The organism is bacterium (genome assembly GCA_026416715.1).
Lineage (GTDB): Bacteria > UBP4 > UBA4092 > JAOAEQ01 > JAOAEQ01 > JAOAEQ01.
This window is the reverse complement of the sequence record JAOAEQ010000019.1, coordinates 21,740-48,047: the sequence shown is the minus strand read 5'-3', so window position 1 is coordinate 48,047 and position 26,308 is coordinate 21,740. Positions and strand designations below refer to the sequence as shown.

At 43.3% G+C, this 26,308-nt stretch carries 18 protein-coding genes and 1 tRNA gene; 8 read left to right on the top strand and 11 right to left on the bottom strand.

Annotated features, from left to right (window positions below; all coding sequences use genetic code 11):
- Positions 1-54 precede the first annotated feature (54 nt).
- Together N3A72_08900 and N3A72_08895 are read left to right on the top strand one after the other, a co-directional pair.
- Positions 55-1,227: an MFS transporter gene (locus tag N3A72_08900; GenBank protein MCX7919701.1), complete on the top strand. Its 1,173-nt coding sequence runs from the start codon at positions 55-57 to the stop codon at positions 1,225-1,227.
- A 90-nt stretch (positions 1,228-1,317) separates the two neighbouring features.
- A complete protein-coding gene (locus N3A72_08895; protein ID MCX7919700.1) occupies positions 1,318-2,337 on the top strand; it encodes an SDR family oxidoreductase in 1,020 nt (339 codons plus the stop codon).
- Between the two features lie 66 nt (positions 2,338-2,403).
- On the opposite strand, the gene N3A72_08890 is transcribed toward N3A72_08895, so the two are convergent.
- The 11 genes from N3A72_08890 to N3A72_08840 form a co-directional block, all read right to left on the bottom strand.
- Positions 2,404-2,479 (bottom strand) — tRNA-Gly (locus N3A72_08890).
- 153 nt (positions 2,480-2,632) lie between these two features.
- The gene (locus N3A72_08885; GenBank protein ID MCX7919699.1) at positions 2,633-3,925 is read right to left on the bottom strand and encodes a Ni/Fe hydrogenase subunit alpha; all 1,293 of its coding nucleotides are present in this window, start codon (positions 3,923-3,925) and stop codon (positions 2,633-2,635) included.
- Positions 3,926-4,026: 101 nt separating this feature from the next.
- On the bottom strand, positions 4,027-4,803 hold the full coding sequence (locus N3A72_08880; GenBank protein ID MCX7919698.1) for an oxidoreductase: 777 nt from the start codon (positions 4,801-4,803) through the stop codon (positions 4,027-4,029).
- Between the two features lie 87 nt (positions 4,804-4,890).
- The gene (locus tag N3A72_08875; GenBank protein ID MCX7919697.1) at positions 4,891-5,718 is read right to left on the bottom strand and encodes an FAD/NAD(P)-binding protein; all 828 of its coding nucleotides are present in this window, start codon (positions 5,716-5,718) and stop codon (positions 4,891-4,893) included.
- Positions 5,719-5,788: 70 nt separating this feature from the next.
- The gene (locus N3A72_08870; GenBank protein MCX7919696.1) at positions 5,789-6,250 is read right to left on the bottom strand and encodes a cyclic nucleotide-binding domain-containing protein; all 462 of its coding nucleotides are present in this window, start codon (positions 6,248-6,250) and stop codon (positions 5,789-5,791) included.
- 81 nt (positions 6,251-6,331) lie between these two features.
- Positions 6,332-7,477, bottom strand: coding sequence for a 4Fe-4S dicluster domain-containing protein (locus N3A72_08865; protein MCX7919695.1), 1,146 nt, complete (start codon positions 7,475-7,477; stop codon positions 6,332-6,334).
- Between the two features lie 325 nt (positions 7,478-7,802).
- Positions 7,803-11,162, bottom strand: a complete 3,360-nt coding sequence (locus tag N3A72_08860) for a lectin like domain-containing protein (protein MCX7919694.1) — start codon at positions 11,160-11,162, stop codon at positions 7,803-7,805.
- Between the two features lie 591 nt (positions 11,163-11,753).
- A complete protein-coding gene (locus N3A72_08855; protein ID MCX7919693.1) occupies positions 11,754-12,605 on the bottom strand; it encodes a carbohydrate ABC transporter permease in 852 nt (283 codons plus the stop codon).
- A gap of 41 nt (positions 12,606-12,646) precedes the next feature.
- Entirely contained in the window at positions 12,647-13,600 is a 954-nt protein-coding gene (locus N3A72_08850) for a sugar ABC transporter permease (protein ID MCX7919692.1), read from the bottom strand.
- Positions 13,601-13,702: 102 nt separating this feature from the next.
- Entirely contained in the window at positions 13,703-15,073 is a 1,371-nt protein-coding gene (locus N3A72_08845) for a sugar ABC transporter substrate-binding protein (protein MCX7919691.1), read from the bottom strand.
- Positions 15,066-17,387 carry a xanthine dehydrogenase family protein molybdopterin-binding subunit gene (locus N3A72_08840; GenBank protein MCX7919690.1) on the bottom strand — a complete coding sequence of 774 codons (2,322 nt, stop codon included), beginning with the start codon at positions 17,385-17,387 and terminating at the stop codon, positions 15,066-15,068. The genes N3A72_08845 and N3A72_08840 overlap by 8 nt, the downstream gene beginning before the upstream one ends.
- Before the next feature lie 648 nt (positions 17,388-18,035).
- On the opposite strand from N3A72_08840, the gene N3A72_08835 reads away from it, so the two are divergent.
- The 6 genes from N3A72_08835 to N3A72_08810 all read left to right on the top strand — a co-directional run bounded on the left by N3A72_08835 (position 18,036) and on the right by N3A72_08810 (position 26,303).
- A complete protein-coding gene (locus tag N3A72_08835) occupies positions 18,036-19,454 on the top strand; it encodes an FAD-dependent oxidoreductase (protein MCX7919689.1) in 1,419 nt (472 codons plus the stop codon).
- A gap of 602 nt (positions 19,455-20,056) precedes the next feature.
- Positions 20,057-21,523 (top strand): chromosomal replication initiator protein DnaA, encoded by a 1,467-nt coding sequence (dnaA, locus tag N3A72_08830; GenBank protein ID MCX7919688.1) that lies wholly within the window; start codon positions 20,057-20,059, stop codon positions 21,521-21,523.
- Between the two features lie 95 nt (positions 21,524-21,618).
- Positions 21,619-22,071, top strand: a complete 453-nt coding sequence (gene gspG, locus N3A72_08825; GenBank protein ID MCX7919687.1) for a type II secretion system major pseudopilin GspG — start codon at positions 21,619-21,621, stop codon at positions 22,069-22,071.
- 343 nt (positions 22,072-22,414) lie between these two features.
- Positions 22,415-23,494 carry a nucleoside 2-deoxyribosyltransferase gene (locus tag N3A72_08820; GenBank protein MCX7919686.1) on the top strand — a complete coding sequence of 360 codons (1,080 nt, stop codon included), beginning with the start codon at positions 22,415-22,417 and terminating at the stop codon, positions 23,492-23,494.
- A 175-nt stretch (positions 23,495-23,669) separates the two neighbouring features.
- A complete protein-coding gene (locus N3A72_08815; GenBank protein MCX7919685.1) occupies positions 23,670-24,371 on the top strand; it encodes a response regulator transcription factor in 702 nt (233 codons plus the stop codon).
- 96 nt (positions 24,372-24,467) lie between these two features.
- Positions 24,468-26,303 (top strand): cell wall metabolism sensor histidine kinase WalK, encoded by a 1,836-nt coding sequence (locus N3A72_08810; protein MCX7919684.1) that lies wholly within the window; start codon positions 24,468-24,470, stop codon positions 26,301-26,303.
- Positions 26,304-26,308 lie beyond the last annotated feature (5 nt).

Genomic DNA, 26,308 nt, shown 5'->3' with positions numbered 1-26,308 from the left:
CTTATAGCATCTCGTATCCTTGATTGGTTGGGTTTGAAAAGGAACATTCTGGTCATGTTAGTTACGGTTCTGATTATCGGGATGGGTGAAGAACTTTGGAGCCGATTTATCCCGAAATATTTGGAACTTCTCGGTGCATCGGCGTGGATCATTGCGTTCTACGGTACGTTAAAAGATATCCTAGATGCGTTGTATCAGTACCCTGGCGGATGGTTAACAGACAAACTAGGTCGCCGAATTGCGTTACTTATTTTCATTTGGCTAGCTATATTCGGTTATATCCTTTACCTAATAAGTCAGAATTGGCTGTTCGTTATTATTGGGACGCTCTTCGTTATGTCGTGGAGTAGTTTAACGCTACCTGCGATATTTGCAATTATCGGGGATAACCTGCCGAAATCTCGACGGGTTATCGGATTCAGTATGCAATCAATTCTTAAACGGATTCCGATTGTTCTCGCGCCACCGCTCGGCGGAGCAATTATTGCGGTCGCATGTTCGCAGTTAGGCGAGCAAAAAGGTTTCGTAACCGGTATTCGGCTCTGTCTCGTTATCACCATTATTCTCTCTCTCATATCAATGATTATCGTTCGCAGGTATTATATTGAAAAACCAGTATCGGTAACCGATTCGTTTCGATTCTCCGATATCTGGCGGAAAATGGATACGCAATTGAAACGATTGTTAGTTTCCGATATCCTTGCGCGTTGGGCGGAAGGTATCCCAAAGGTTTTCATTGTTCTCTATCTCATGAATATTCTTAATGTGGACACGTTCACCTTCGGCTGGTTAACCAGCATCCAGATGCTAACCGCAATTTTAATCTATATTCCTATCGCTAAACTTGCGGATGTTACTGAACGGAAACCGTTTGTGCTTTTAACCTTTATCTTTTTTTCCCTGTTTCCGCTAATGGTGGTTACTGCAGATGAATTCGCCCCATTAACGATTGGGTTGACAGTAGCGTTTATCATCGCTGGTTTTCGCGAAATTGGTGAACCTGCGCGAAAAGCACTGATTGTTGATTTAGCGCAACCGGATGCACGCGCTCGTGCGGTTGGAGTATACTATTTACTGCGCGGGATTATTGTTTTCCCAGCGTCGCTGGTTGGCGGTTGGCTCTGGACGATTAAACCGGAATATCCATTTTATCTCGCGTTCATTATCGGAACGCTTGGTGTTACGGTGTATGCTTTTTCCGGTCCGGGCGGTAAATCCAAACACTGAATCGGGAAGCCGGAAACTCGGAGAACGGGATAAATAATTTTCTCATCCTTCACCGATTTACTGGTTCACGCATTCGTTATTTTGTAACTTATGATATTAGTTACTGGTGCAACAGGATTTCTCGGTAAAAATTTAGCTACGGAACTCCGGAGAAGAAATGAACCGGTGCGTGCGTTTGTTCGCTCAAGGAAAAGCGAAGCTAGCTGTGCCCTTAAAGAATTGGGGATAGAATTGGCGGAAGGCGATATAACCGATGAAATTTCACTCACCAAAGCGGTAGCGGGTTGTCAATACGTTTTGCATACTGCGGCGTTGGTTAAAACTTGGGTACGCGATCGAGTTCAGTTTGACCGGGTTAATGTTGAAGGGCTCGGAAATGTTCTAACTTGCGCTACCCGAGCCGGAGTACAGAAAATTATTTATACCTCGTCATTTATTGCGCTTGGTCCAACGGATGGAGTAGTAGCCGACGAGAATTATATCTCACCACACCGTTTGACCATCAGCACCGCCTTTCATAACGATTATGAACGAACGAAATATCTTGCGGACCAACTAGCGCGGAAATATGCGAATGAAGGATATCCGGTCGTTATCCTGTATCCTGGGGTAATTTACGGACCAGGCGAAATGACGCAAGGGAATATCGTTGTCAACCTAATTCAGCAATATCTTAACCGGAAGCTGCCCGGATTGCTCGGTGACGGCTCGAAGCAATGGAATTATGTTTATGTTGATGATGTGGTAACCGGGCATATTCTAGCGCTTGAAAAAGCGCCGCTTGGAGCAAGATATATCCTTGGTGGCGAAAATGCGAGCATCCAAACGTTTATCAGTTTACTTGAATCGCTCTCGAACATTCCTGCACCGAAACGGCATATCCCATATTGGCTAGCAAAATTCGTTGCCGGCTGCGAAGAAGTGTACGCTAGGTTCAGCAATCGCATTCCGCAGAATACCCGCGGAACTATCGAAATCTATAAGCACGATTGGACCTATACTTCTGCAAAAGCAGAACAAGAACTCGGATATACCCATATCCCGTTGAAAGAAGGATTAGTTAAAACGCTAGCATGGCTGAAAACGAAACAAGGGCAAATGAACTATTAGCAATGCAGCTTAGCCATATTACGCAATGCTCATTAGCTCATTTCGAAGTGAATTGGTTGATAAGGATGGAGCGGGAGACGGGATTCGAACCCGCGACACCTACCTTGGCAAGGTAGTATTCTACCAACTGAACTACTCCCGCAACCAAACATCGTTTGGGAAAAAGATTAGCAGGCGTTAATTCCTCTGAGGTAAACCTAAATCACTGAATTTCTCAATACAATTATTATATCATACGATTTTTATTAAAACAAATCGAATGTACCGAGCGAACAACCAAGATGAGTATATTACTCTATTCTTTTTCAATAGATAATTTCAAGAAATGGCAAGAGCAAGAAATGCAAGGGTCATAATTCCGGACCGCTTGTTCGCATCGCCACGTGAGTTCTTCCGTAGGTGCATCTATCATATGCGGGACGATTTTCCATAAATCTTGTTCGATACTCCGCTGGTTCTGTGAAGTAGGCGGAACGATTTTCGATTCTACAACGAGACCGTGGTCATCGACGCGATAGCGATGGTAGAGAATCCCCCGAGGTGCTTCCGTGCATCCATGACCTACACCAGCACGCGGCTTAATCGTAACCGACGCTTGTTCAGGCATCTGGTATTGATTGATGATTCGGAGCGCTTCTTCGATAGCATACAACGTTTCAACACTCCGAGCGATGATGCTTTTAAACGGATTGTAACACGGTATCGTTAATCCTGCATCTCTCGCTGCTTGTTGAGATAACGGGGTTAACTTATCGAAATTTAAATTGACTCGCGCTAACGGGCCAACAAAATAAGCATCGCGCGGTTTCAGTTTAGCATGTAGCGAGGTTGAATGCGGAACCTGGAATTCCATAAAATATTCGAAAAATTGTTCAATAGCAATATCCAATCCCTGATTAGAAACGATTCGCCCTTCATTGAAAGGGTATTCATCCGGATGACGTAACGCGACATATTCATAATTCGACTCAAACGCCGGAAACGGTAATGTTGCGGTAAACCGAATCGTTTCCAGAGCAGCTTCTTTCGCCCATTCTAAATCCGGAACCAACGCCAGTAATTCTTTTTTCGACGGGACTTTATAAAATCCACCAACACAAGCGGATACCGGATGTACCGACCGCCCACCGAGTAACGCAACAATTTCATTCCCGATTTTTTTCAACCGTAGTGCGCGTTCAACCACATCCGGAGCGTCTTTTGCGAGCTGAAATGCATCTTGATACCCGAGAAAATCCGGTGCGTGCAACATATAGATGTGAAGCACATGACTTTCAATCCATTCTCCGCAGTAGAATAGCCGACGGAGTTCGCGCAGCTGGCCATCAACCTTGACACCAAAAGCGTTCTCAAGCGCATGCACGGAACTCATCTGATATGCTATCGGACAAATCCCACAAATTCTCGCAACGATATCCGGTACTTCTTTATAACTTCGCCCGATAAGAAACGCTTCAAAAAACCGTGGCGGCTCAAAAATGTGGAGTTTAACATCAACTACCCGATTATCTTTCACTTTGATATATATACCGCCTTCACCTTCAACTCGGGCTAGCGCTTCAACTTTAATTGTTTTACTCTTTTTCATATTACATAATTATCCTAGATTAACAAAGCTTAGATCAAACAGATTTGAACCAGCGATACTCTATGAAATCGTTTTTTAAACAATTGGAGTAATCTCAGTGTTTACTTTTCGTGCGCTTCGCTTTCTTTTCGAAACGCTTCTGCATACGCATTAAACCCACGATATAAACGAATAATGTCCGGAGTAGCAATCTGTAAATTCTGTTTGAACCATTGACTTAACGAACTCGGATTCGGTGACTCCATCGGACCGAAACAACCATAACATCCTCGACTATACGCAGGACATATTGCGCCGCAGCCCGCTTGGGTTACCGGACCAAGACATGGAACACCGGTTGCAACCATCACACAAATTGTTCCCCGCCGTTTACATTCCATACATACGCTATATTGCGGGATATTTGCCTTGCGATGATTCAATAGTGCACTGATGACTTCTACCAGTTGCTGCTGGTTAATCGGGCATCCACGCAGTTCAAAATCTACCTTCACATGCGCCGATATCGGGGTTGAGTGGTCGAGGACTTGGATATATTCCGGAGTCGGATAAACCAGGTTGATAAATTTATGTACATCTTTAAAATTCCGTAACGCTTGTATTCCACCAGCTGTAGCACATGCACCAATGGTAATGAGCAGTTTCGATATACGACGAATATGCTGGATTCGTTCTGCATCATGCGCGTTGGTAATACTGCCTTCAACTAAAGAAATATCATACGGACCGGATTTAACCGCGCGTGACGCTTCGAGAAAATTGGCAATATCAATCACCGCTGCGACCGCTAATAGTTCGTCTTCGCAATTGAGCAGATTTAATTGGCATCCGTCACAAGAAGCAAATTTCCATACCGCTAAAGTTGGTTTCTTTTTCATAACGTTAGATTCTATCGAGGTGAATCAACCGTTCACAGTTATTCTCTATTTAGAACTAATACCCTCGTTGAAATAGGAATCAGGTTATTATAATTCTCGTTTTCCAAAATGCGGTTTAATTTGTGCATAATTGAATACCGGTCCATCTTTACATATAAATAACGGACCGCATTGACAATGGCCGCAAAATCCGATACCACATTTCATGTTCCGTTCCATAGAAATATAAATGTTAGAATCCGGAACCTCACGTTTTTGCAGTTCAACGATAGTAAACCGCATCATAATTTCCGGTCCACAAATCATTGCTATCGTATTTTCAGGTTCAAACGAAATTTTGGGAAATAAGGTGGTCACTACACCGACGGAACCATGCCACTGTTCATTGCCGCGGTCAACAGTCACCAAGACTTCGAAATCGAATCTTCCCCGCCATTGTTGCAATTCTTCAAGATATAACAAATCGTTCGGTGTACGCGCGCCATAGAGTAGGATAAATCTATGATATAACTTCCGCTGTTTTAATATCTGATATATTGCCGGTCGTAACGGCGCTAATCCGATTCCGCCGGTAACAATAACTACATCTTTACCGTATGCTAATTCAACCGGCCATTTGCTTCCAAACGGACCGCGTACTCCGAGATAATCCCCCGGTTTTAATACACCGAGCGCGTTCGTAACCGGACCGACTTTTCGAATAGTATGCACTAACCTTTTCGGTTTGTTCGGGTCGCCGCTAATGGAGATAGGCACTTCACCGACACCGAAAACATAGAGCATGTTGAACTGACCTGGAAAAAAGGTGAAGGTTTTTTGTGAATTTTGCAGCGATAATTCCAGTGTTACCGTATCGTAAGTATCCTGATAAACTCTAGTTACTTTCGCTAATTGCGGAGAGAACAGGTCGTTCATATATTTTTTTATTTTATTATTATAGTAAATCGAATCGCGCGAATGGAAGCGATTAAGTCTGATTTTTACGTTACTTCTCACCGTACATATCTAGGAGTTGTAATCGGGTTGCCTGTAACCGCTCTTCCATAAGCCGGGCAAATCGTTTCATCAGTTCATATCCCAAATCATGGTCTTCTTCGCATTTACTCCGCAGACATTTCCCGTCGAATTCGAAGGCGCGAATCGGTTCAATCGCTCGAATATCAAAATGCCAGCGATACGGCGCAAATAACCATGACCAACCGAGAACGTCACCCGCTTCTATCGTTTGAATTCGAATCGAACCTTTTACTGGGGAATAGATTTCAATAGCGGCGCGTCCTTCTCGAATCAGATAAAACGATTCGGCTTCTTGTCCTTCCCGGCAAATATATTCATCTTGGTTAAACCGCACATTCTTTGCACAGGAAACCAACCGTTCAATATACTCTTCGCTTAAATCTTTTAGAAACGGATGTTTCTTTAACAACGGCACTAACGTTTCGAACATAACTGATTCTTAACAAAAGAACGAAAAAATTAAAGAGCAAAAAACGGTATGGTTCCACCGGTTCTTCGTTCTTTTGTTTTATTAGGGGTTATTTTTTCCCGCATCCTGAAAAAAACGAACTTCTTCGGTTATGTCTATTCCGACCGGACACCAAGTGATACATCTACCACAGCCAACACAACCAGAACAGCCGAATTGGTCGAACCACCGCGCAAGTTTATGCGTTAACCATTGCCGATAACGAGATGCCGGACTGGTACGAATGCTTCCTCCATGAATATAAGAAAAATCAAGATTGAAACATACATCTTGTTTTCGGATTCGTTCTGCGGTTGTGCCGAGTAAATCAGTATAATCTTCTACCGTTGAACAGAAACAGGTCGGACACACCATAGTACAATTCCCGCAGGTTAAACAACGACGCGCGATATCCTGCCAATGTGGATGGTCAAGATTTTGTTCTAGGAGTTGTTTAACATTGGTTATATTCATCGTTTTAGATATTTGCGATATGGTTGTCGCGACCACCGATTCTGCAGATTGTATATCAGCGGTAGTAGCAGGTTGCTTCGGAACCCGACCCATTATATCCCTACCACGGTCAGAGCCGATTTCGATAAGAAAATCATGCCGAGTTGTGTCAAATAGTTCCGTTATCGCTAAGTCGAATGGTAACTCTGCCGAAACTTTTGGTCCAGTGTGCATAGAACTACAAAAACAGGTATTTCGTGCAACCGAACAGTTAACCGCAACGATAAACGTAGTTTTCCGCAACTCCGCATAGTATGGGTCAATAAATGGTGCGGTGGTATACACTTTATCCTGAATGAGAATCGCATGGAGTTCGCAAGTCCGAACGCCAAGAAAAGCATATTTCTGATGTCTTGCTTCTTCTGAGACCCGATTTCGAGTTTCAAATGATTTTCCTTTTTTCTCTGCTTTCCAGAGCTGGCGAACCGCTGGGTTTAAGAAGGTTTTCCAAGAATGCTGACTGACAACATAATGGAATACCTGCGGTGTATCAAGCTTAATGAGACGATATGACCCAGCGAATTGTTCATCTGACCAACCAATAGGTAAATCTTCTACTGATTCGATTGGTTCATAAGCGATACCAGATGGTGTATGCGTGGGACCTATTACCGTATATCCATAGAAACAAAGCGAATCGAATAGAGCAGCAAAATTCTTACGCGATACGAGATATAGTTCTTTTTGATTAACCATGTCTAATTATTTTCTGAAACCTGTTTTTCCCCGAACGACAATTCGCTAGATTTCAAGTTACAAGGGTGATAATAATCAAACAAAAACCTGAAAAAAAATAAAAAAATCTACACGCGAAAAATATCCTATCCTAAAATTCTTAATTTAGTCAAATTATTGGTATCGCTAAAAGAAATATCAGAGTATATTGGCTGCGTGAGGAAGAATCCAGCTTTTGGAAAAACAACCTCAGGCAGAAGTATCCTGCTCCTACTACAAGCCGTAAAGACGAAAAAGAATCCGCGCGCCTACCTTCTTTCTCGTAAAAATGACGTTTCTCCGGAAGTTATTCTTGTTTTACGGTTACGGCATCGAAATAGATCGTTTGAACTGGTTTCCCGCTGGGATTGATAGCGACAAACTGGAGTGCATTTGTTCCGCTATATGGAGTATATCCAAATTTCAATTCTCTCCACTGGTTCTGATTCCATTGACCGGGATAGAGTATCGCGTTTCCGCTTTCAATAATTTTGGTATATCCAGAATCCCAAGAATAAAGGTAAAGGTAAACTTTTTGTGTATTACTTTTAGCAGTTGCACCGCTAAACACCCAAATTGATACAAATGCATTCTTATTACTACCGTTTGGTAAAGCGAACAGCTGGCTAACTTTAGCTTTCTGTCCGCTGGATTGAGTTCCTTTCATCAGCCCAGAACGACCATACCAGCCGGTAGCCCAACTCCAAGTTCCCATTGCAGTCGCATCTCCGTAAACCTGAACTGACCAGCCGGACGTATTCGAAGTGAAACTTGCATTCGTTAGAGAAGCCGTTGTTCCGTTATATCCTTTTGGCGCAGAAGCATAAACGAGAATATCATCGAAATATATTCCGCCAATAACTCCGCTATTCCCTGAATTAATGCTCACTACCTGAACCGCAAGACTAGTTCCGCTAGCATAGTATGATATTTCTAGATTCTTCCAAGAACTTGCAGCAGAGAATCCGCCTGCGCCAGCAGCAATAACTTCATTCGCGCAACCGATTATCGTCGAACTGCCAGTTAACTCTTGTAGGTATAAATATATTTTTGGTTGTTTCGCTGAGTTAGTAATATCGGTAGCAACTTTTGCCCGCGCAGTATACCAGCCGGCACTTGATACTGAAAAAAGCATAGTCAATTTCCCTTTCTGTCCAGGAGTTTGGATGATTCTAACCACGCCGGTCTGTCCGCTGAACCCTGGTAGCCAAGAGAGCGTTCCCGGACCGGTTCCATCGCCGTATACTTCAAAATACCAGCGGCTGGTATCGCTTGCCGTTGAGAAATAACCATAGCTGTTAACCGGAGCCTGCGGTCTGCCGGTAATCGTAACCGTTGGACCAGAATATGGGTTTTCGTCCGGGTCATTTGACCAGATTTTGAGAACTTCTGTATCTTTCGCTACCGTTAATCCACTAGCGGAAACGGTAACATTTACCGTTTGTGTTCCCGATGGCGGAACCGTGAATGCCGTCGGACTTATGCTGGTTATCCATGATTTATTATTGGTTTTCGTTATATTGGTTACGGTCAGAATACTAAACCCATCATTATATACGGTGAAACTCTGCGTAGTGCCAGAAAGCGACGTCGTTTTCGTAAACGCTTTCAAGCAGACATTTGATTTCGGCATAAATGCAGAGCTAATATCCGACCAGCTACTTCCATTACTACTGATATAACTTTCACCAGGACCGCCTTTCGCCTTGGTTGAATACCCCGGTTCTGGATATTCGATTGGTATCGGATAATTATATCCCGGCGTAGTTAATTTAACCACTGCAGAAAATTTCTGCCCAGCGGTAAGACTAATTGTTGTCCCAAGTGCAATCGTTACGTAACCAGGTTCAGCGATAGTTCCGGTTTTCGTGAATACGGCACCACTTGAATTAATCGGACCGGAATTAGGATTCTGATATATCCGAAGTTCATACGGTGTGCTCGGAACCGGAGTATACCAGCTAACCGCAGTAAGCTCTTCAGAACCACCAGCGGTAAATACATTCGCAAACCAGCCGACAGTAGTTCCAAATCCATACGAGTTAATCCAACCGAGCGGGTCGTAGCTATATACTTTATTATAGTTAGTAGTTGATTCTGCATAGCGAAACTGAGCGTTCGTCTTTCCGATTTTCGAATCATAGTATGACATATAGAAATAGCCATTTTGTCCCCAATCCGTACCCCAGCTATTCTTAATCAAAAACGCACCATTCCCCGGCGCAGCCGGATTGAAATTACTTGCCGGATAATTATCGTCCCAACCGACAATGGTTATGTCGTGATTCTCATTTTCGCTTCCGTTATAATAATAGGAATAAGTTGTTGAATTATAATAAGCGTCATCGTAATATATTCCGCTATCAACCCCGCCGTAGTTTAAAATCGCTTGTTTTAACGTCGTATTATCCGTTGCACTAGTTCTACTGGTCGGATAGATAACATTCTGGATATGTTTCCGTACCGTTAATCCTACCGGTGAAGTCCCGCTATATGGATTATATGGGTCGTCAGATTCAGAAATCGGTCCGGACCAACGCGATAAATATGCGGTTGCCATAAAACAATTACCACCTTCGTCATGAGCACGGTCGAACCCTTCCGGATATGCAGAACTTAACATGTTTTTCATATTGTTTTCTGAAAAATCCCAGAGTTCCCCTGGTAATAAGCAGGATTCGAGCGAGCCATACGTTGCATGCGCCCAGCAGCTCCCCGCGTTTCCTTGGTCGCGTACCGCAGTAACTTTATTAGCGGTTCTACAGTCATACGCGACTGGTAACGCAAACGCTGCTTCCGAACTAGCTGGTATGTCTTTCAGGTAGGATAAATCCCGCGGCGCCGGAATATGTCCTAGTGGGAAACCAGATTTCGTTAATCTTTGAAGTTTTCCGCTCGCGAGGTTTTCTCGATATCGAATAAACGCTGGATTTAGCGGAGCAAGCTGTCCTTTTGGACTAGAGGTATCTACGACATTTGGGTCAGGGTTATCCGTTAATTCTGATGATGGAATAAATGATTCCATCAACGACGTCAGATTAAAATCTAATTTGGTTGGATTAATCCGGATATCAGGTTCTGCTGGTATGCCCGGATTAACATTAACGTTTCGACTATAGTTATTATCCGATTCGTCTGATTCGGTTACCGCGCCAGTAACATCCGCAGTGATTTGGATCGCGTTCGTTCCACTATTTGTAAAAATATATTGATATCCGGTAGCGTAGACATAATAATTCTGCAGAAGCCCGTCAGTATACCAGCCGGTAGTAAAATTACTGTTGATGTAAAGATAACAATAGAATCGGATAAAAGGCGGGATATTTGCTGTGCCGTTATTGATAACCGCCCAACTGATATAACTCGGTTGGCCAGCATAGACTGCACCTTCGGTAACGGTTGACATGGTTGAGGGAAATACCGAATTTACCACCACTTTATCCGACCAGCCGGAAGGTTTATAGGGGGTTAGATTTGGCGCAGCTAATATCGCCGGACCCGAATTGGTTACAGCGAGATTTTCTGCCGGCGCTACCTCTGCCGGGAATAAAGGCACGCCGGGAATCGGTTCAGTAGTTATAACCAACTCGGTTGCATACACCGAGATAACCAGGCATAATAATACTACTCCTACTCCAGCAATAGACCAGGTTTTTAGCCAAACCATAATCGGTTCCTCCGTTGAAAAATATTATTACCTCTGATTTCTATCTATATTGTGTAGCATACGAGGAATTATACTGTCAAGCGAATGTGCATTGCTGAAACCAATCAGTCGTCCCTGAGGGGACTACCGAAATCAAAGCGACATGGGAACCCAGCTATGAATAGCTGGGCTAGAATCAAACATCCCTTCGGGATTAACAAAAAGCAATTTTTTCACCGCAGAGCGCGCAGAGCGCGCCGAGGTAAACAAAGGTTTGTTGCAGTTTGTTAGCCCTGGTAAGGGCGATTGGAATTAGCCCAGCATGAAATGCTGGGACTTAGGTTGAGAGAGGAACGATGTAGTCCCGCAAGGGACGGCTGAACCGATAAGATTAGTTAATGCGACCAATCAGTTGTCCCTGAGGGGACTACCGAAATCAAAGCGGCGCGGGAACCCAGCTATGAATAGCTGGGCTAGAATCAGACATCCCTAACGGGATTAATAAAAAGTAATTTTTTTTTTCACCGCAGAGCGCGCAGAGGTTTTTCTTGGTTATAAACCATTCTAATTTTTTTCTCAGCGAACTCAGCGTTCTCTGCGGTAAACCCTGGGTTATCCTTTAATTCCCGTTAACGTTATTCCTTCAATAAAATATCGCTGGGCGAGGAAAAAGATAATTAAAACTGGCGCTAAGACGATTAACGACGCTGCCATAAGCAGGTTATATGCGGTAGTATGATATCCCTGGAATAAGTTTAATCCGACAGCGAGCGTGAAATTATGTTCGCTATTCAGATAAATTAAGGGACCCATAAAATCGTTCCAATGTCCGATAAAGGAGAAAACCACCACCGTTGCTAACGCTGGTTTCGATAGCGGTAGGATTATTCGCCAGAAGATATCGAATTTGTTACATCCATCAATGGTCGCTGCTTCATCTAAATCCCGAGGGATCGTTAAAAAGAACTGGCGGAGCAAAAAGATGAAAAATGCGCCGCCGCCGAAAAATGCAGGGACAATCAGCGGTTTGAATGTATCTATCCAATGTAATGCTTTAAAAATGAGAAACGATGGAATCATGGTTACCTGACCAGGTAACATCATCGTGCTGATCAGGATAAGGAACAGGATACGGTTGCCTTTAAACGGGATACGAGCAAAACCATAAGCGACTAACGCCGCTGAAACCACTTGGCCAATAATGCACGAGAAGGTGATAATACACGTATTTATCAGAAACCGAGTAAACGGTAGCAATGTCCAAGATTCCGGATAATTACTCCATTTGATCGGCTGCGGTATCCATTTGGGCGGAAAGGTAAACACTGCGGTTGAATCTTTCAATGAGGTTGATACCATCCAGAGAAACGGTAAAATGAATAATATTGCCCCAGCGGTACAGAGCAGATATACTACCGCGATAAATAGCCGGTATCGAATTTTTTTACTCTTTAGTAAAGCCATGAGATTAATCCCGTATTGCACAATTGTACAAAGCGAATAAACTAGATTTTCTCACCATGATAATATACCCAACGTTTTGCATACTTAAACTGGAGCAGCGTGAAAAAGAGAATGATAACAAACAGAATCCACGCCATAGCGCTCGCATACCCCATGCGGTAATAAACAAACGCATGCCGGAATAAGTATAAACCATAAAATAGAGTTGCGTTCGATGGCCCGCCGCCAGTCATGATGTAAGCGGATGTGAAGACTTGAAACGACCCGATTATGCCCATAATCAGATTGAAAAATATCGTTGGCGATAGTAATGGGAGTGTAACATGAGTAAACTTTTTCCAGACGCCAGCGCCATCGAGTTCAGCGACTTCGTAGAGTTCCCGCGGAATTCCTTGCAAACCCGCGAGATAAATGACCATAGCGCCGCCGACTCCCCAAAGTGACATAAAAATGAATGCGGGGAGTGCCCAAGTCGGACTCGCAAGCCATAACGGTAATTCCATTCCGAATTGCGCTAGGAGCCATTTTACCCCAATAATGGTCAAGAAATAATTCAGCAAGCCGAATTCTGGATTGAATATCCATCGCCATAACACTGCGGTAGCTACGCCGGATACCACCGCTGGAAGATAGTATATCGTACGATAGGTAGTTATACCTTTAATCTTTTGGTTCATTAACATAGCAATCGCTATTGCTCCGCATAGACCAAGTGGAACCGCAAAAATGGTATATACAAAGGTAACCTTTAGACTTTTCCAGAATAACGGGTCGCGTGGCACCCATTGACCCGCTTCTTGGTGGAATCCGAGCAGTTTAATATAGTTATCGAAACCGACCCATTTGATATGTTTGAACCCGCTTAATAGATTCCAATCGCAAAAGCTGATAACGATCGAAGCAAGTATCGGGAACGCAGTGAAAATAATGAATCCGAATAGCCACGGTGAAATGAATAGATATCCAGGGAGATTTTTCTTTAAGAATTTAACCATATCTTTTTACCACGAAATCTTTTTCTCAATTCCAATCGTAATCGCAAAAGTAGCATTGTAAAGTTTAAATTTAAAAAATGCGCTATACTCAATGGGAATTGATTATCTGCGTTCCTCTGTAGCGGATGGTATTTTAAATATCTCTTTATTAACTTTTTCAGTAACTTCTTTCAGTCCAATATCTGCTGGAATTCGCAATTTCGCATCTGCGGACATAATTCGATCAAGCATTGGCTGCCAATAACTCTGTTCAACTTCATCCCATTTTGCGGTTGCCGGTCGATACATGCCTAATTTTGCTGCTTCAACGACTACTTTCCGATTCGCCGGTTTCTGGCCATTCAGGAAAACGGTTGATCGCGCAAGCGACATTAACGCTGGCTGAGTTAACCCCGGACGAGATAGGATCGTTTGCCCTTCTTTTCCGCCGAGATATTTAATAAATTCCCATGCGAGTTCCCGATTCTGACAGAATTTAGTCATTGAATATCCGGAACCTTCTGCGATAAACCGCCGTTCTCCGCTCGGTCCGCGCGGAATCATGACGACATCCCAATCGAATGCGGTGATTTTGCTGAATGTCGGAGTCATCCAAATCCCGGCAATAAACATCCCCATTTTCCCATCGAAAAACAGGTCCGGTTCCGACATTCCCAGCGAACTTAACGTTACCCCTGTGGGCATAACTTTATAGGTATACATCAAATCTTGCCAGAATTTAACCGCTTCAATCGTTCGTGGGTCGTCAAACGTGCATCGGGTCGGATGCCGCCAATCGTCAACCAGCGTTCCGCCGTTACTATAGATAAACGCATCAATGAATCCATAGATACTTACTCCCCACTGGTCAATTTTCCCATCGTGGTTAAAATCTTTGGTACATTTCAAACTCGCATCTAAAAACTCAGCCCAAGTCCAATCATCGTGTGGAAAAGGGATACCTTCCTTTTTAAACATATCTTTGTTATAAAACACGCAAGCGATAACATCAATATCCCGTGGCAGAACATAGAGTTTACCATTATTACTCATCCGTTCAATTAATTCCGGATAATAATCTGCTAGCGAAAACGTCGTATCGTTTTGGATAAATGGCATCAGGTCAACTAATACCTCTGCTTCAATATACCCAGAAACTCGTTCCGTTGAGGTCATGATAACGTCAGGAGCGGTTTCGGCAACGAACCGAACTAACATTTTATTAAAATATTGTACCCAAGGGGTAGATTCACCCTTAATTTTCACGCCCGGATGTAATTGTTCGAAATTAGCAATGGTCTCTTCAATAAGCGATTTATCGGTAACACTAGACCAATAACCGAAGGTGAGTTCGTTCGGATTACGTTTCGGCGGTCCGCCACAGGAAGATATCGCTACCAAGATACTCAGAGAAAAAGATACTATCAACCGAGCATGTGATTTCCGTGGTATCTTAGTACGTCGGTGGTTAACTAAATGATATCGTTTACTCATGTTGTTTTTTTATATCTAAAATAGCTTCTGGAGTAATCGGGATTCGAGTGATTCGTTTCCCGAGAGCGTTTGATACCGCATTCGCAATCGCGGCTGCGGTCGGTATAATCGGCGGCTCCCCGACCCCTTTTGCTCCGAAGGGACCTTCTTTCGATTCCGATTCGACAATAATCGTTTTAATATTTGCTGGCGTATCCAATGCCGTTGGAATCGTATAGGTTGCGCATGTATCCGTCAATATTGTGCCGTTCTGAATTAAGAATTTTTCATATAACGCATAGCCAATCCCTTGGACCACACCACCTTCAACCTGCTGTTCGATTTGCGTTGGATTTATCGCTTTTCCAACATCATGTGCTGCTGTGATGGTTAATACGTTCACTTTACCCGTGAGCGTATCAACTTCAACTTCGGCAATTTGTGTTCCATAAGAATATACATAATAGGCATCTCCTAACCCGGTGGCTGTGTCCCATTTCACTTCCGGCGCATGGTACCACCCGATAGCGAACATACAGACATTTCGGCGAAACGCTTCTTGCGCTACCATTGAAAACGGAACCTTTTTTTGGGGATTCCGTTTCAAAAAAACGTAACCGTTTTGGAACATAATTTCGTTCAATTTTTTCGTTGCTAATAAACGCGCAGCTATCGGAATAAGGTTTTGTTTCAATTGGTTAGCCGCGTTAACAATAGCGTTTCCGGATAAAACCGTAGTACGCGAGGCAACCGTGGGTCCGCTATCAGGAACGTAGCTAGTATCAACTGGCATAACTCGAACGGAATCTAATGATACACCGAGCGATTCAGCGGTGATTTGTGCAAGAACGGTTTCTGCGCCCTGCCCCATTTCGGTGTTCCCGATAGCAACGCTAACCGTTCCGTCAGCCAGTAACTGGAGATGCGCGCCCGCAGCATCTAAACTCCATCCTTTAGCGCCTAAACTAACTCCATAATACATCGTTGCACATCCGATACCGTATAGTTTTCTCGGTCGGATAGAATCCTGATTCCGCAAAATATTTTTGACTCTTGCTGTCTGTTTAGTTTTTTTAGTCCAGTTTGCAGCCTGTTTTGCTTTCCGTAACGTTTCCTTTAATCCAACACTTTCTTTAAGTAACTGGTTGGTCGCTGTGCGCGAACCAACTGTAAGTGCGTTCCGTAATCGCAACGTAATCGGGTCGATTCCTAGTTTTTCCGCGAGCAAATCCATCGTCAGTTCAGAACCGAAATTCGCTTGAGGTGTTCCGAACCCGCGCAATGCACCGCACGGCGGATGGTTGGTATATATTCCATAGGTATCAACGTTAACGTTCGGAATGATATAGGGACCCGGAGCATGAACGGTCATTCGATATAACACGATCGTACTTAACGTCGCATAAGCGCCAATATCAGAATAGATTTCGATTTCCGCAGCGGTCAACTTCCCATTTTTTTTCGCACCATATTTATAATGCAGTATTGCGGGATGCCGTTTCGAAGTAGTGATAATATCTTCTTCTCGGTCAAGAATAAGTTTAACCGGTCGGTTAGTCGCTTGCGCAAGAACCGCAGCACGCGCACAGATTTCGCTCGGCACATCTTCTTTTCCCCCGAACCCGCCACCGGTGACCGTCTGGATAACCCGAACATAATTCAGTCCGATACCTAACGCCGTAGCGACTGCTTTCTGAACATAGAACGGACATTGGAGTGAGCCATAAATCGTCATTTCACCGTTCGATTGCGGTACGGCAATCGCACCGAGCGTTTCTAAATACAAATGTTCCTGATGACCGGTTTCGAGCGTCTGTTCAACGACAATATCTGCCTCGTTAAATCCTTTTTCAATATTCCCTTTTCGGATTCTATAATGCGTTAATAGATTACCGGAATCATGAATTTTAGCGGCAGTAGGTTTGATTCCTTCGAGCGGAGAAAATATCCCCGGTAACTCTTGATATTCAATATGAATTAACCGGCTCGCTTGGTCAGCGAGCGATTTCGATTCCGCAGCGATTAACGCAACGCAATCTCCGGAATATCGAACTTTCCTTTCCGCTAACAACGGCTGGTCAGCAATAACCACACCGACCTGATTTTTCCCCGGAATATGCTTTGCCGTAAGAACAGCTACAACACCGGGCAGTTTTTCCGCTTGACTCGTATCAATCCTGTTAATCATCGCATGCGGGAGTCCAGCGAGAACCATTTTCCCATACAGTTGGTTCGGGAAATTCAGGTCAGCAATATAGTGCGCAGCGCCGGTAACTTTATCTCGTGCATCTATCCGAATCGGGGACTTGCCTATATATTGATATTGTTTATTCATGCGGTATATGCTAGGTATTATGCGATATTCTCATAGAACCATGGTATAAAAAATAATAACATAAACTCGGATAGAATTGTAGGTTATATCAATCTAAGATGTGAAATTCGATTACGTGTTGTGGTAAGCTAACCTATTATTAGTTAGCGAATATACTCCAGGCGTAGGGATGGTTAGCAGAAAATCAACAACTTGATAGATAGCGAATCCCGAAACTTGTATCAAAAGCAAAAAACCAGTAAAATAGGGTACAATAGTTAGAAAATAGAATATTAGGCAACCTGACTAGCTTCGAGCTTTTCAGGTCGGAAAGCTGGGGATACAGAGATACGGTTTGTGTTTCGAGTTGCAGGTTGATAGCCCTGATACGGGCGATTGGGTTTACTCCAGCATGCAATGCTGAGGATGCGGTAGGAGAAAAAATTGAGTTAGTCCCGTTTGGGACGGCTGAATGAACAAGAATTTTTGCATTGCAGAGTTCGCCGAGGTTACAATAAACCGGTCTCATTTTTCTCAGCGAACTCAGCTTCCTCTGCGGTGAGTACAGTTGAGCCCAACGTGAAGTTCTGAACGTTGTACTCATTTCAACCAGTAAATTCCTGCAGAGTTCGGTTAACATCAGAAATTGCGGGATAAGTGAGGAGCTTTATGCAAAAGGTAACGATACTAGGCGCTGGTTTAGCTGGATTAGCTGCCGGGTATGAGTTGGTACAGAAAGATATTCCAGTTGAAATTATTGAATCGGAACCCACAATAGGTGGATTAGCATCAAGTATTCATTATCGTGGATTTACCTTCGATTTGGGACCGCATCGAATCTATTCAGAATTCCCGGAAATAATCCAGTTTATTCAGGAACTTTGCAAAGATGAGTTGATTTCGGTCAAACGTCGGAGCCGGCTCCGGTTACATAATCGGTATTATCAGTATCCGTTACGTGCTGGGGAACTCTTTCGATATTTTTCTCCGGTCTTACCAGTAACATTTCTCGCGAGTTATTTTTTTACCGGAATAAAAAACTGGTTTTCGATACCGGATGAATTAAGTTATAGCGGGTGGTTGACCAATCGTTTCGGGAAAGCGATGACCGAATTTTTTTTTGAACCCTATGCCCAAAAAGTATGGGGAATACCGCCGGAGGAATTATCTTGCGATATTGCAAAAAAACGACTGGCGCAAGAGAATTTAATGGAAACAATCCGGGATGTATTTCGTGGGCATAAACAAGAGAGTATCCAAACCGCAGTGCCTGAGTTTCTCTATCCCAAAAGCGGGATTGGTCTGATTGCGGAAAAACTTGCGGAATCAATTCGGAAAAAAAATGGAATAATCTATGTAAACCATTCAGTCGTTGGTTTACAGAAATCCGATGGTAGCATTACCAAGATTGTGATAGAAAATAAGCTTGATTCCTCACGCATCGAGCTTCCCATAAACCATCTGATTTCGACGATCCCCTTGCCAACCCTCATCGCATTGTTAACGGAAGACCAAAAACTGCGAACGATAAGTTCTTCGCTTAAATTTCGGAATATCATTCTACTCAATGTGATGGTGAACAAAGCGGAAATAACGCAAGAAACCTGGCTCTATTTTCCAGAAAAACAGTTCCCGTTTACGCGTATCTACGAACCGAAAAATTTTAGTCAAACCTTATGTCCTGAAGGTAAAAGCTCGATCGTTGTTGAAGTAACCTGTTCTCCGACAGATGCGCTATGGTCGAGTCCCGATGCTGAGATATATAGTGCCCTAATTCCGTTTCTCAAACAAGCGGAATTAATCGAGGACGAAGATGAAATAGAAGATTATTTAGTTATCCGGATTTCTCATGCGTATCCGATATATGATTTAGCCTATCAAATTAAACTCAATAAGTTGTTTGAATATTTAGCCAGATTTGTTAACCTAATTACTACAGGGCGGCAAGGATTATTCCACCATAATAATCTTGACCATTCAATAATCATGGGCAGGGAAGCAGCGCAATATATTGTAGGACATCCGCAAGAATCCATTTCGTGGTATCAAAAATTATACCAATTTGATAGATTTCGGGTAATCGATTAGTAAATTTTTTTAGCTAAAATAGCAAATTTTCCACTTGAAATTATCATACTAAGTATGGTAGTATGCCTTAGAATTTTTCTATAACATTTTATTTCAATTCGGATTCTGTGGATATTTTACACAGATACGTGGAGGAAATCAATCAGTATTCCGTGGTAGGTAAAGGTTTTCAGTTATTGGTATTACGTTGAAACTGTAAACAGAAAACCATAGGTCGGACGATAGTCAACGGCTTTATCAATTTAGGGTTTATCAATAAATTCTTCTTGCTGCTATACTAAAAAAAGTTATCGGAGTATCTTAAGTATCAACCCCAACGAGCCCGAGCAAAATAGCGGGATTCGTAATCTCGTCTGACCGCAGAACATAAAAACTGAAAAAGCGAAATACGGTTTAAATGATATTCGGATTCAGGTGAATCGATATATCTTCAATCAAATCAATCAGATAATAGTTTCTCGATTGATACCGATTTTATCCGGGACATTTTGCAAAGCGCTAATTCTCCACAGCTGTGAATATCCTGTGGATAACCATGAAAGAACCTGTGGAAAACTTGTTTCTGATAACCGAATTTGTTGTTAATAAGTGGAGGATAAATTATGTATGAAAAGATAATAAATAATAATTCTACTACTTCATCATTAGATTTATGGCAGGAGACGTTGCGCATTTTAGAGAAGCGGATTAGTCGTGAGAATTTACAGGTTTGGTTTCAGGCGATTCGCGGGTATGAATTCGCGGAGGGTAAACTTAGTCTATTCGTTCCCAGTAAATATTATCAGGATTGGATTAGTTCCCATTTTCTCGAAGATATTATGAATGCGGTTGAAGAAATCACCGGGCAACGAATTATCATCCAATTCCAGATTGGTGAACTGGGGTTGCGGAACCGAACCAGAGATTTAGAGAATGCGGAATCCGGAGAACCAACCATGCGGCGCATCGAAGAACGGTCTACTCTTTACCCATACACCTATGGATCTATTCACCAGGTAAAATCAGGAGTCATTTCACAAGACCAATATCGTGGCGAAACTTTTGAACGCAGTTATCTGAATCCGCGATATACGTTTGAAACGTTTGTGGTAGGTGCGAGCAATCGTTTAGCGCAAGCGGCAGCGTTAGCGGTTGCGCAGAATCCGGCAAAACAATATAATCCACTGTTTTTGTATGGCGGCGTAGGATTAGGGAAAACGCATCTGATGCAAGCTATCGGCCATTATATCCAAAAAACCAATCCGCAAGCGAAAGTGGTATATATTACCAGCGAGAAATTTTTAAATGCGTTTATTTACGCTATGCAATCCACCCAAATTCAAGAGTTTAACGCACGATATCGCAACGTAGATATTTTAATTATTGACGATATCCAGTTTATTGCCGGAAAAGAACAGACGCAAGAAGTTTTTTTCCATACCTTTAATGCGCTCCATGAAGCGAGTAAACAGATTGTGGTAAGTAGCGACCGACCCCCGAAAGAAATTCCGACGCTGGAAGAACGGCTTCGTTCTCGGTTTGAATGGGGGCTAATTGCGGATATTCAGCCGCCGGATTTTGAAACTCGGGTTGCGATTCTTAAGAAGAAAGCATATCAAGACCGGATTTCTATCCCCGACGAGGTGACGTATTATATTGCTGAGAATATCACGTCAAATATCCGCGAGCTGGAAGGATGTTTGGTTAAACTTGGTGCGACTGCTGCGTTTACCAGCCAGCCGATAACGCTCGAGATGGCAAAAACCGCGTTAAGTCGGCTGCTGACCGAAAAGAAAGTGGCGACTATAAATATTGAGTTAATTCAAAAGCGGGTAGCTGCGTATTACAATATTACTCTCGAAGAACTCTTAGGGCAGAAACGAACGAAAGGAATCGTTCAGCCGCGGCAGGTAGCGATGTATTTATGTCGGAATTTAACCAATTGTTCTTTTCCGGAAATAGGCGCAGCGTTCGGAAAACGTGACCATACGACGGTTATCCACGCTTGCAATAAAATCGAACAGGATTTGCAAACCGATGCGAATTTCCGCCGGGTAGTTAACCATATTATTCAACAGATTAAAGAATAAAGGAGAAAAGATTCATTTCAAATTGCAAAATTAGCATTGTAAGTTTCAAAAATAAAAATGCTAACTAAAATTTTGAATTGGGTAATCGGGAATATATGAGAAAGAAAAGATTATGTTATTTTCCTCATGGATTCACATTAATGGAAATAATGCTCGTAGTGGTTATTATTGCTATTCTGGCTGGGTTTATTATACCCAATGCGGTTAAACAGCTACCGGGCGTAAAAATTGACCGGACGAAAGCCGATATTGTCAATATTAGCAACGTGATTGATTTATATTATATGCATAACGGCAATTATCCGACGACTGACCAAGGACTCCAAGCGTTAATTGAGAAACCGACTTCAGCGCCAATACCGAAAGACTGGCGTGGTCCGTATCTTAAGAAGAAACAGGTTCCGGTAGACCCGTGGGGCAACGAATATAAATATAAATGTCCAGGAGACCATAATCCGGAAGAATATGATATTTGGTCAATGGGACCCGATGGACAAGATGGCTCAGAAGATGATATCGGCAACTGGGAGAAACCAGAAAAGAAATAGCCGAATATCCAATGGCACTAAGCCACCTAGATATAAAGGTACATAACGATTATTCTGCGTTCAGCGTGGTCTTCGTGCCGTGGCGAAAATATTTTTTATCGTAATTGAAACGCACGATGTGGTTGCAGAAACTGAAACGATGGTTAGGATTACGTGACGAATTTCTCTGCGATAGTTGTAAATATAATTATGGAAACCTATGTTTTCGAAAAGAACGACCGAACGCAAGAGAATGCATAAAATATGAAAGGAAGTAGCGACCATAGCGATTATTCCCATCGATACCCAATGCGGTTAAGTTTGTGGTAATCGGTTGGGATCATCGGGGTCGTCAGTTTTCGGAATGCAAAAACCACAACCGGATTTCGACAACCGTTTACGAAAAGCACTATTATGCCAAGGTGAACCCGACCGGGTACCATTAGCGGAATTGATGGTCGACCCGGTTGTGATGGAGCAGTTTATGGGCAAACCTTGTTGGGAACCAAAACTGCGAGACCGGTTACCGGATTATCTCGAATTCTGGTGTACTGCCGGCTACGATTACGTTAAACTTTCGCCGTCAGTCAACTTAAATCCTGCAGGGATAAAACCGAAAGAAGGTGCCCGAATTTCTGCCGAGAATGATACCGGTCGAGAACGAGCTTGGGCGCCAGAAGGAACCGGATTTATCACGTCAATGCAGGAGTTCGAATCATTCCAATGGCCTAACCTAAACGAGATAGATTATTCGGTGTTCGAACGAGTCCAGCCGCTGCTTCCGGATGGAATGAAAATTATCGGGCAGTATGGCGATATATTCACGTTTGCTTGGGAATTTATGGGGTTCGAACAGTTTTCCTACGCGTTGGTAGAACAGCCGGAATTAGTCGAAGCGTTAATCAATAAACTCGGTGAAATAGAATATGCTATGTTTGCGACGATGGCTGAAGTGCCGAATATAGGTGCGTTGTGGTATAGTGATGATATAGCGTATACGGAAGGATTATTAGTTGCGCCGTCAGTATTACGGAAATATTTATTCCCGTGGATGAAAAAAATCGGTGACCTCTGCAAGAAACGGAATATCCCGTTCATTTACCATACCGACGGTGTGTTATGGGAAGTTATGGACGATTTGATTGATTGCGGGATTAACGCTTTGCATCCGATTGAACCGAAAGCGATGGATATCGTTGAAGTAAAACAGCGGTTAGCGGGGAAAGTTGCGGTTATCGGCAATATTGATTTAGGATATACGTTAACCCGGGGTACGCCGGAAGAGGTTGCCGCTGAAGTGAAACAGCGAATTAAAGACGTTGCGCCTGGTGGCGGATATGCGCTGGGTTCATCGAATACCGTTCCGAACTATGTGCCAGTGCAGAATTATCGCGCCATGGTTGAAACTTGCCGAGAGTTTGGAAAATACCCCATCCAACTATAAGTTCTGAAATTCGAATTCCTATCTTGAGTTGCGAACCCCACGATATTCGGTATAGAATTTTACCGATTAACCTGATTTACTACATCCAGCATACAGCAAGACCAGCGCGATTTACCAACGATACCTTTAGGGCAACCTAGGGTTCGAGGTGCATCTTTGGCAGAGGTATTTGGTTATGCTGAAACCGAAGATACTGGTTGTTGATGATGAGAAAGATATCGTTGAATTGATTCGATACAATCTGGAAAAAGAAGGCTATCGAGTTATTTCTGCAAACGATGGAACGGGAGCGTTAAAACTTGCGGAAAAAGAGGTACCGAATCTGATTGTGTTAGATTTAATGCTGCCGGAACTTGATGGGTTAGAAGTATGTAAACTGCTCAAACGCAACGTTCAAACCGCAAGTATCCCAATTCTGATGGTAACCGCAAAATCCACGGAAACCGATAAAGTTGTCGGGCTTGAACTCGGAGCAGATGATTATGTAACGAAACCGTTTAGCCCGCGGGAATTAGTCGCTCGAATTAAAGCGATACTGCGTCGAACAAGCGAACTGAAATCAGAACCGGTTAGCGAAACCATTAAAGTCGGACAATTGAAATTCGATTTCGCGAAATATATTGTTACCGTGAATAATCGAGCGATCGACTTGACTTCGAAAGAAATCGAGTTATTAAAAACTCTCATAGCGGCAAAAGGCAGGGTTTTAACCCGAGATTATCTCCTCGACCGTGTCTGGGGGATAGCTGACTCGAGTGAAATAGAAACCAGAACGATTGATGTCCATATCGCGCAGTTACGGAAAAAGCTGGGCAGCGAAGGAGCGCGAATTATAACGGTAAAAAATGTGGGATACCGATTCGACCTCGAAACGTAGGAACTAAAGAACGGAAGAACTAAAAAGAACAAAATGTAATGGTTGACGTTTGCAGCGGTTAGTACCTTTGTTTTTCATTTCTTCCGTTAGTTTTCTATGCAGTTACCGAGAACGTTCCAAAATCGGCTCATCGTAACGTATCTTATCATTTCGGTATTGGTAATTTTCTTTCTAGGGTTCATTGTTGATTTGACACTGGAAAAAGAAGCGATTAACCATCTCCGAGAATCGTTAGGTATCCAAGCGAATATTGCTGCGCAATTCGTTGATACTGCTCCAGTTGACCAGCGAGATATTGACACGCTCGATGCCATAGCGAAAAAAGTCAAACGGTTAACCGGATGTCGAACAACAATTATTGCGGTTGATGGCGAGGTACTCGGCGATTCTGACGAACCGCGAGAGAAAATCCCGCTGATGGAAAACCATCGCTATCGTCCGGAAGTGAAACAAGCGTTATCCGGACAATTTGCTAGTTCGATTCGATATTCGGATACGGTACGACAGAAAATGCTCTATGTTGCCATCCCCTTAACGGGAACTTCCACATTCTCAACCGCTAGAAACGAAGCAATTTCCTCCACCTTAGCTCCATCAGTAAACGGTGTCATTCGACTAGCGATACCGTTGAAAACAGTGCAAGCGCTGCGCTGGTCGATCCGGCACGTCGTGTTCGTTGGAGCGTTGATAGCGTTGTTTGTCAGTATCCTTACTGGCGTTCTGATGGCTCGTTCCGTTACCAGCCCGATTAAAGAGATTAACCGGATTTCCGCACAGTATACCGCTGGCGATTTAAGTAAAAAGATTTATGTTGATTCGGTAACAGAAATCAACCAATTAGCGGAAACCTTGAACCGAATGGCAGAAGAAATTCAGGCGAAAATCACACTCATCCAGAATGAGAAAAACGAAATCGTCGCGATTGTGAACAGTATGGTTGAAGGAGTCATAGCGGTAGATAACAATTTGCGCGTGATTTCGGTCAATCCGGCATTCGCGCAGATGTTTAATATCAATCACCTCGAAAGCACTGGGAAATTATTGATGGAGACGATTCGGAATAATGAATTGAACGAACTTGCTGCGAAGGTACTTCAATCTGGTGAGAATATCACGGCAGAAATTACCCTCTTAGTTCCGATCGAGAAAACGATTGAGGTCATCGGTTCGCCCTTATTTTCTAATCGCGAGATAAGCGGATGCGTTCTGGTGATCCACGACGTAACCGACCTGCGTAAACTCGAAAGAATGCGAAAAGAATTTGTTGCTAACGTTTCCCACGAACTCAAAACGCCGTTAACCGCAATTAAAGGATATATCGAAACGTTACTCGACGGCGCAATAGACGACCGAGAGAATAGTCGGCGGTTCCTAACCATAGTTGAATCCCATACAAATCGGTTAATCCGAATCGTGGATGATGTCCTTCAGCTCTCCGAGTTAGAGTCAAAAGGAATTGTGAACGAATTTCAAGCAGTCGAACTCAAACCGCTGCTCGATGAAATTCTCCCGATATTCACTCGGCAGCTCGCGCAACGGGATATTCAGGTTAAACTCAATCTACCCGCGTCGCTATCCGCGATCCGAGCGAACCGTGAACAATTGAAAGAGGTGTTCCTGAATCTCCTCGATAATGCCATCAAGTTTAATCAAGTCCATGGTACCATCGAGATTACCGCGATTGAATCCGACCGTGAAATATCGGTTTCAATTTCCGATACCGGAATCGGGATACCGGAACAAGACCTACCCCGAATTTTTGAACGATTCTATCGCGTCGATAAAACTCGCTCGCGCGACCTTGGCGGGACTGGACTCGGACTTGCTATTGTGAAACATATCATCGACCAACATAACGGGACGATTACCGTTACCAGCGAACTCGGGCGAGGTTCCTGCTTTCGATTTGCCTTACCTAAAATGAAAAACTAGAATCT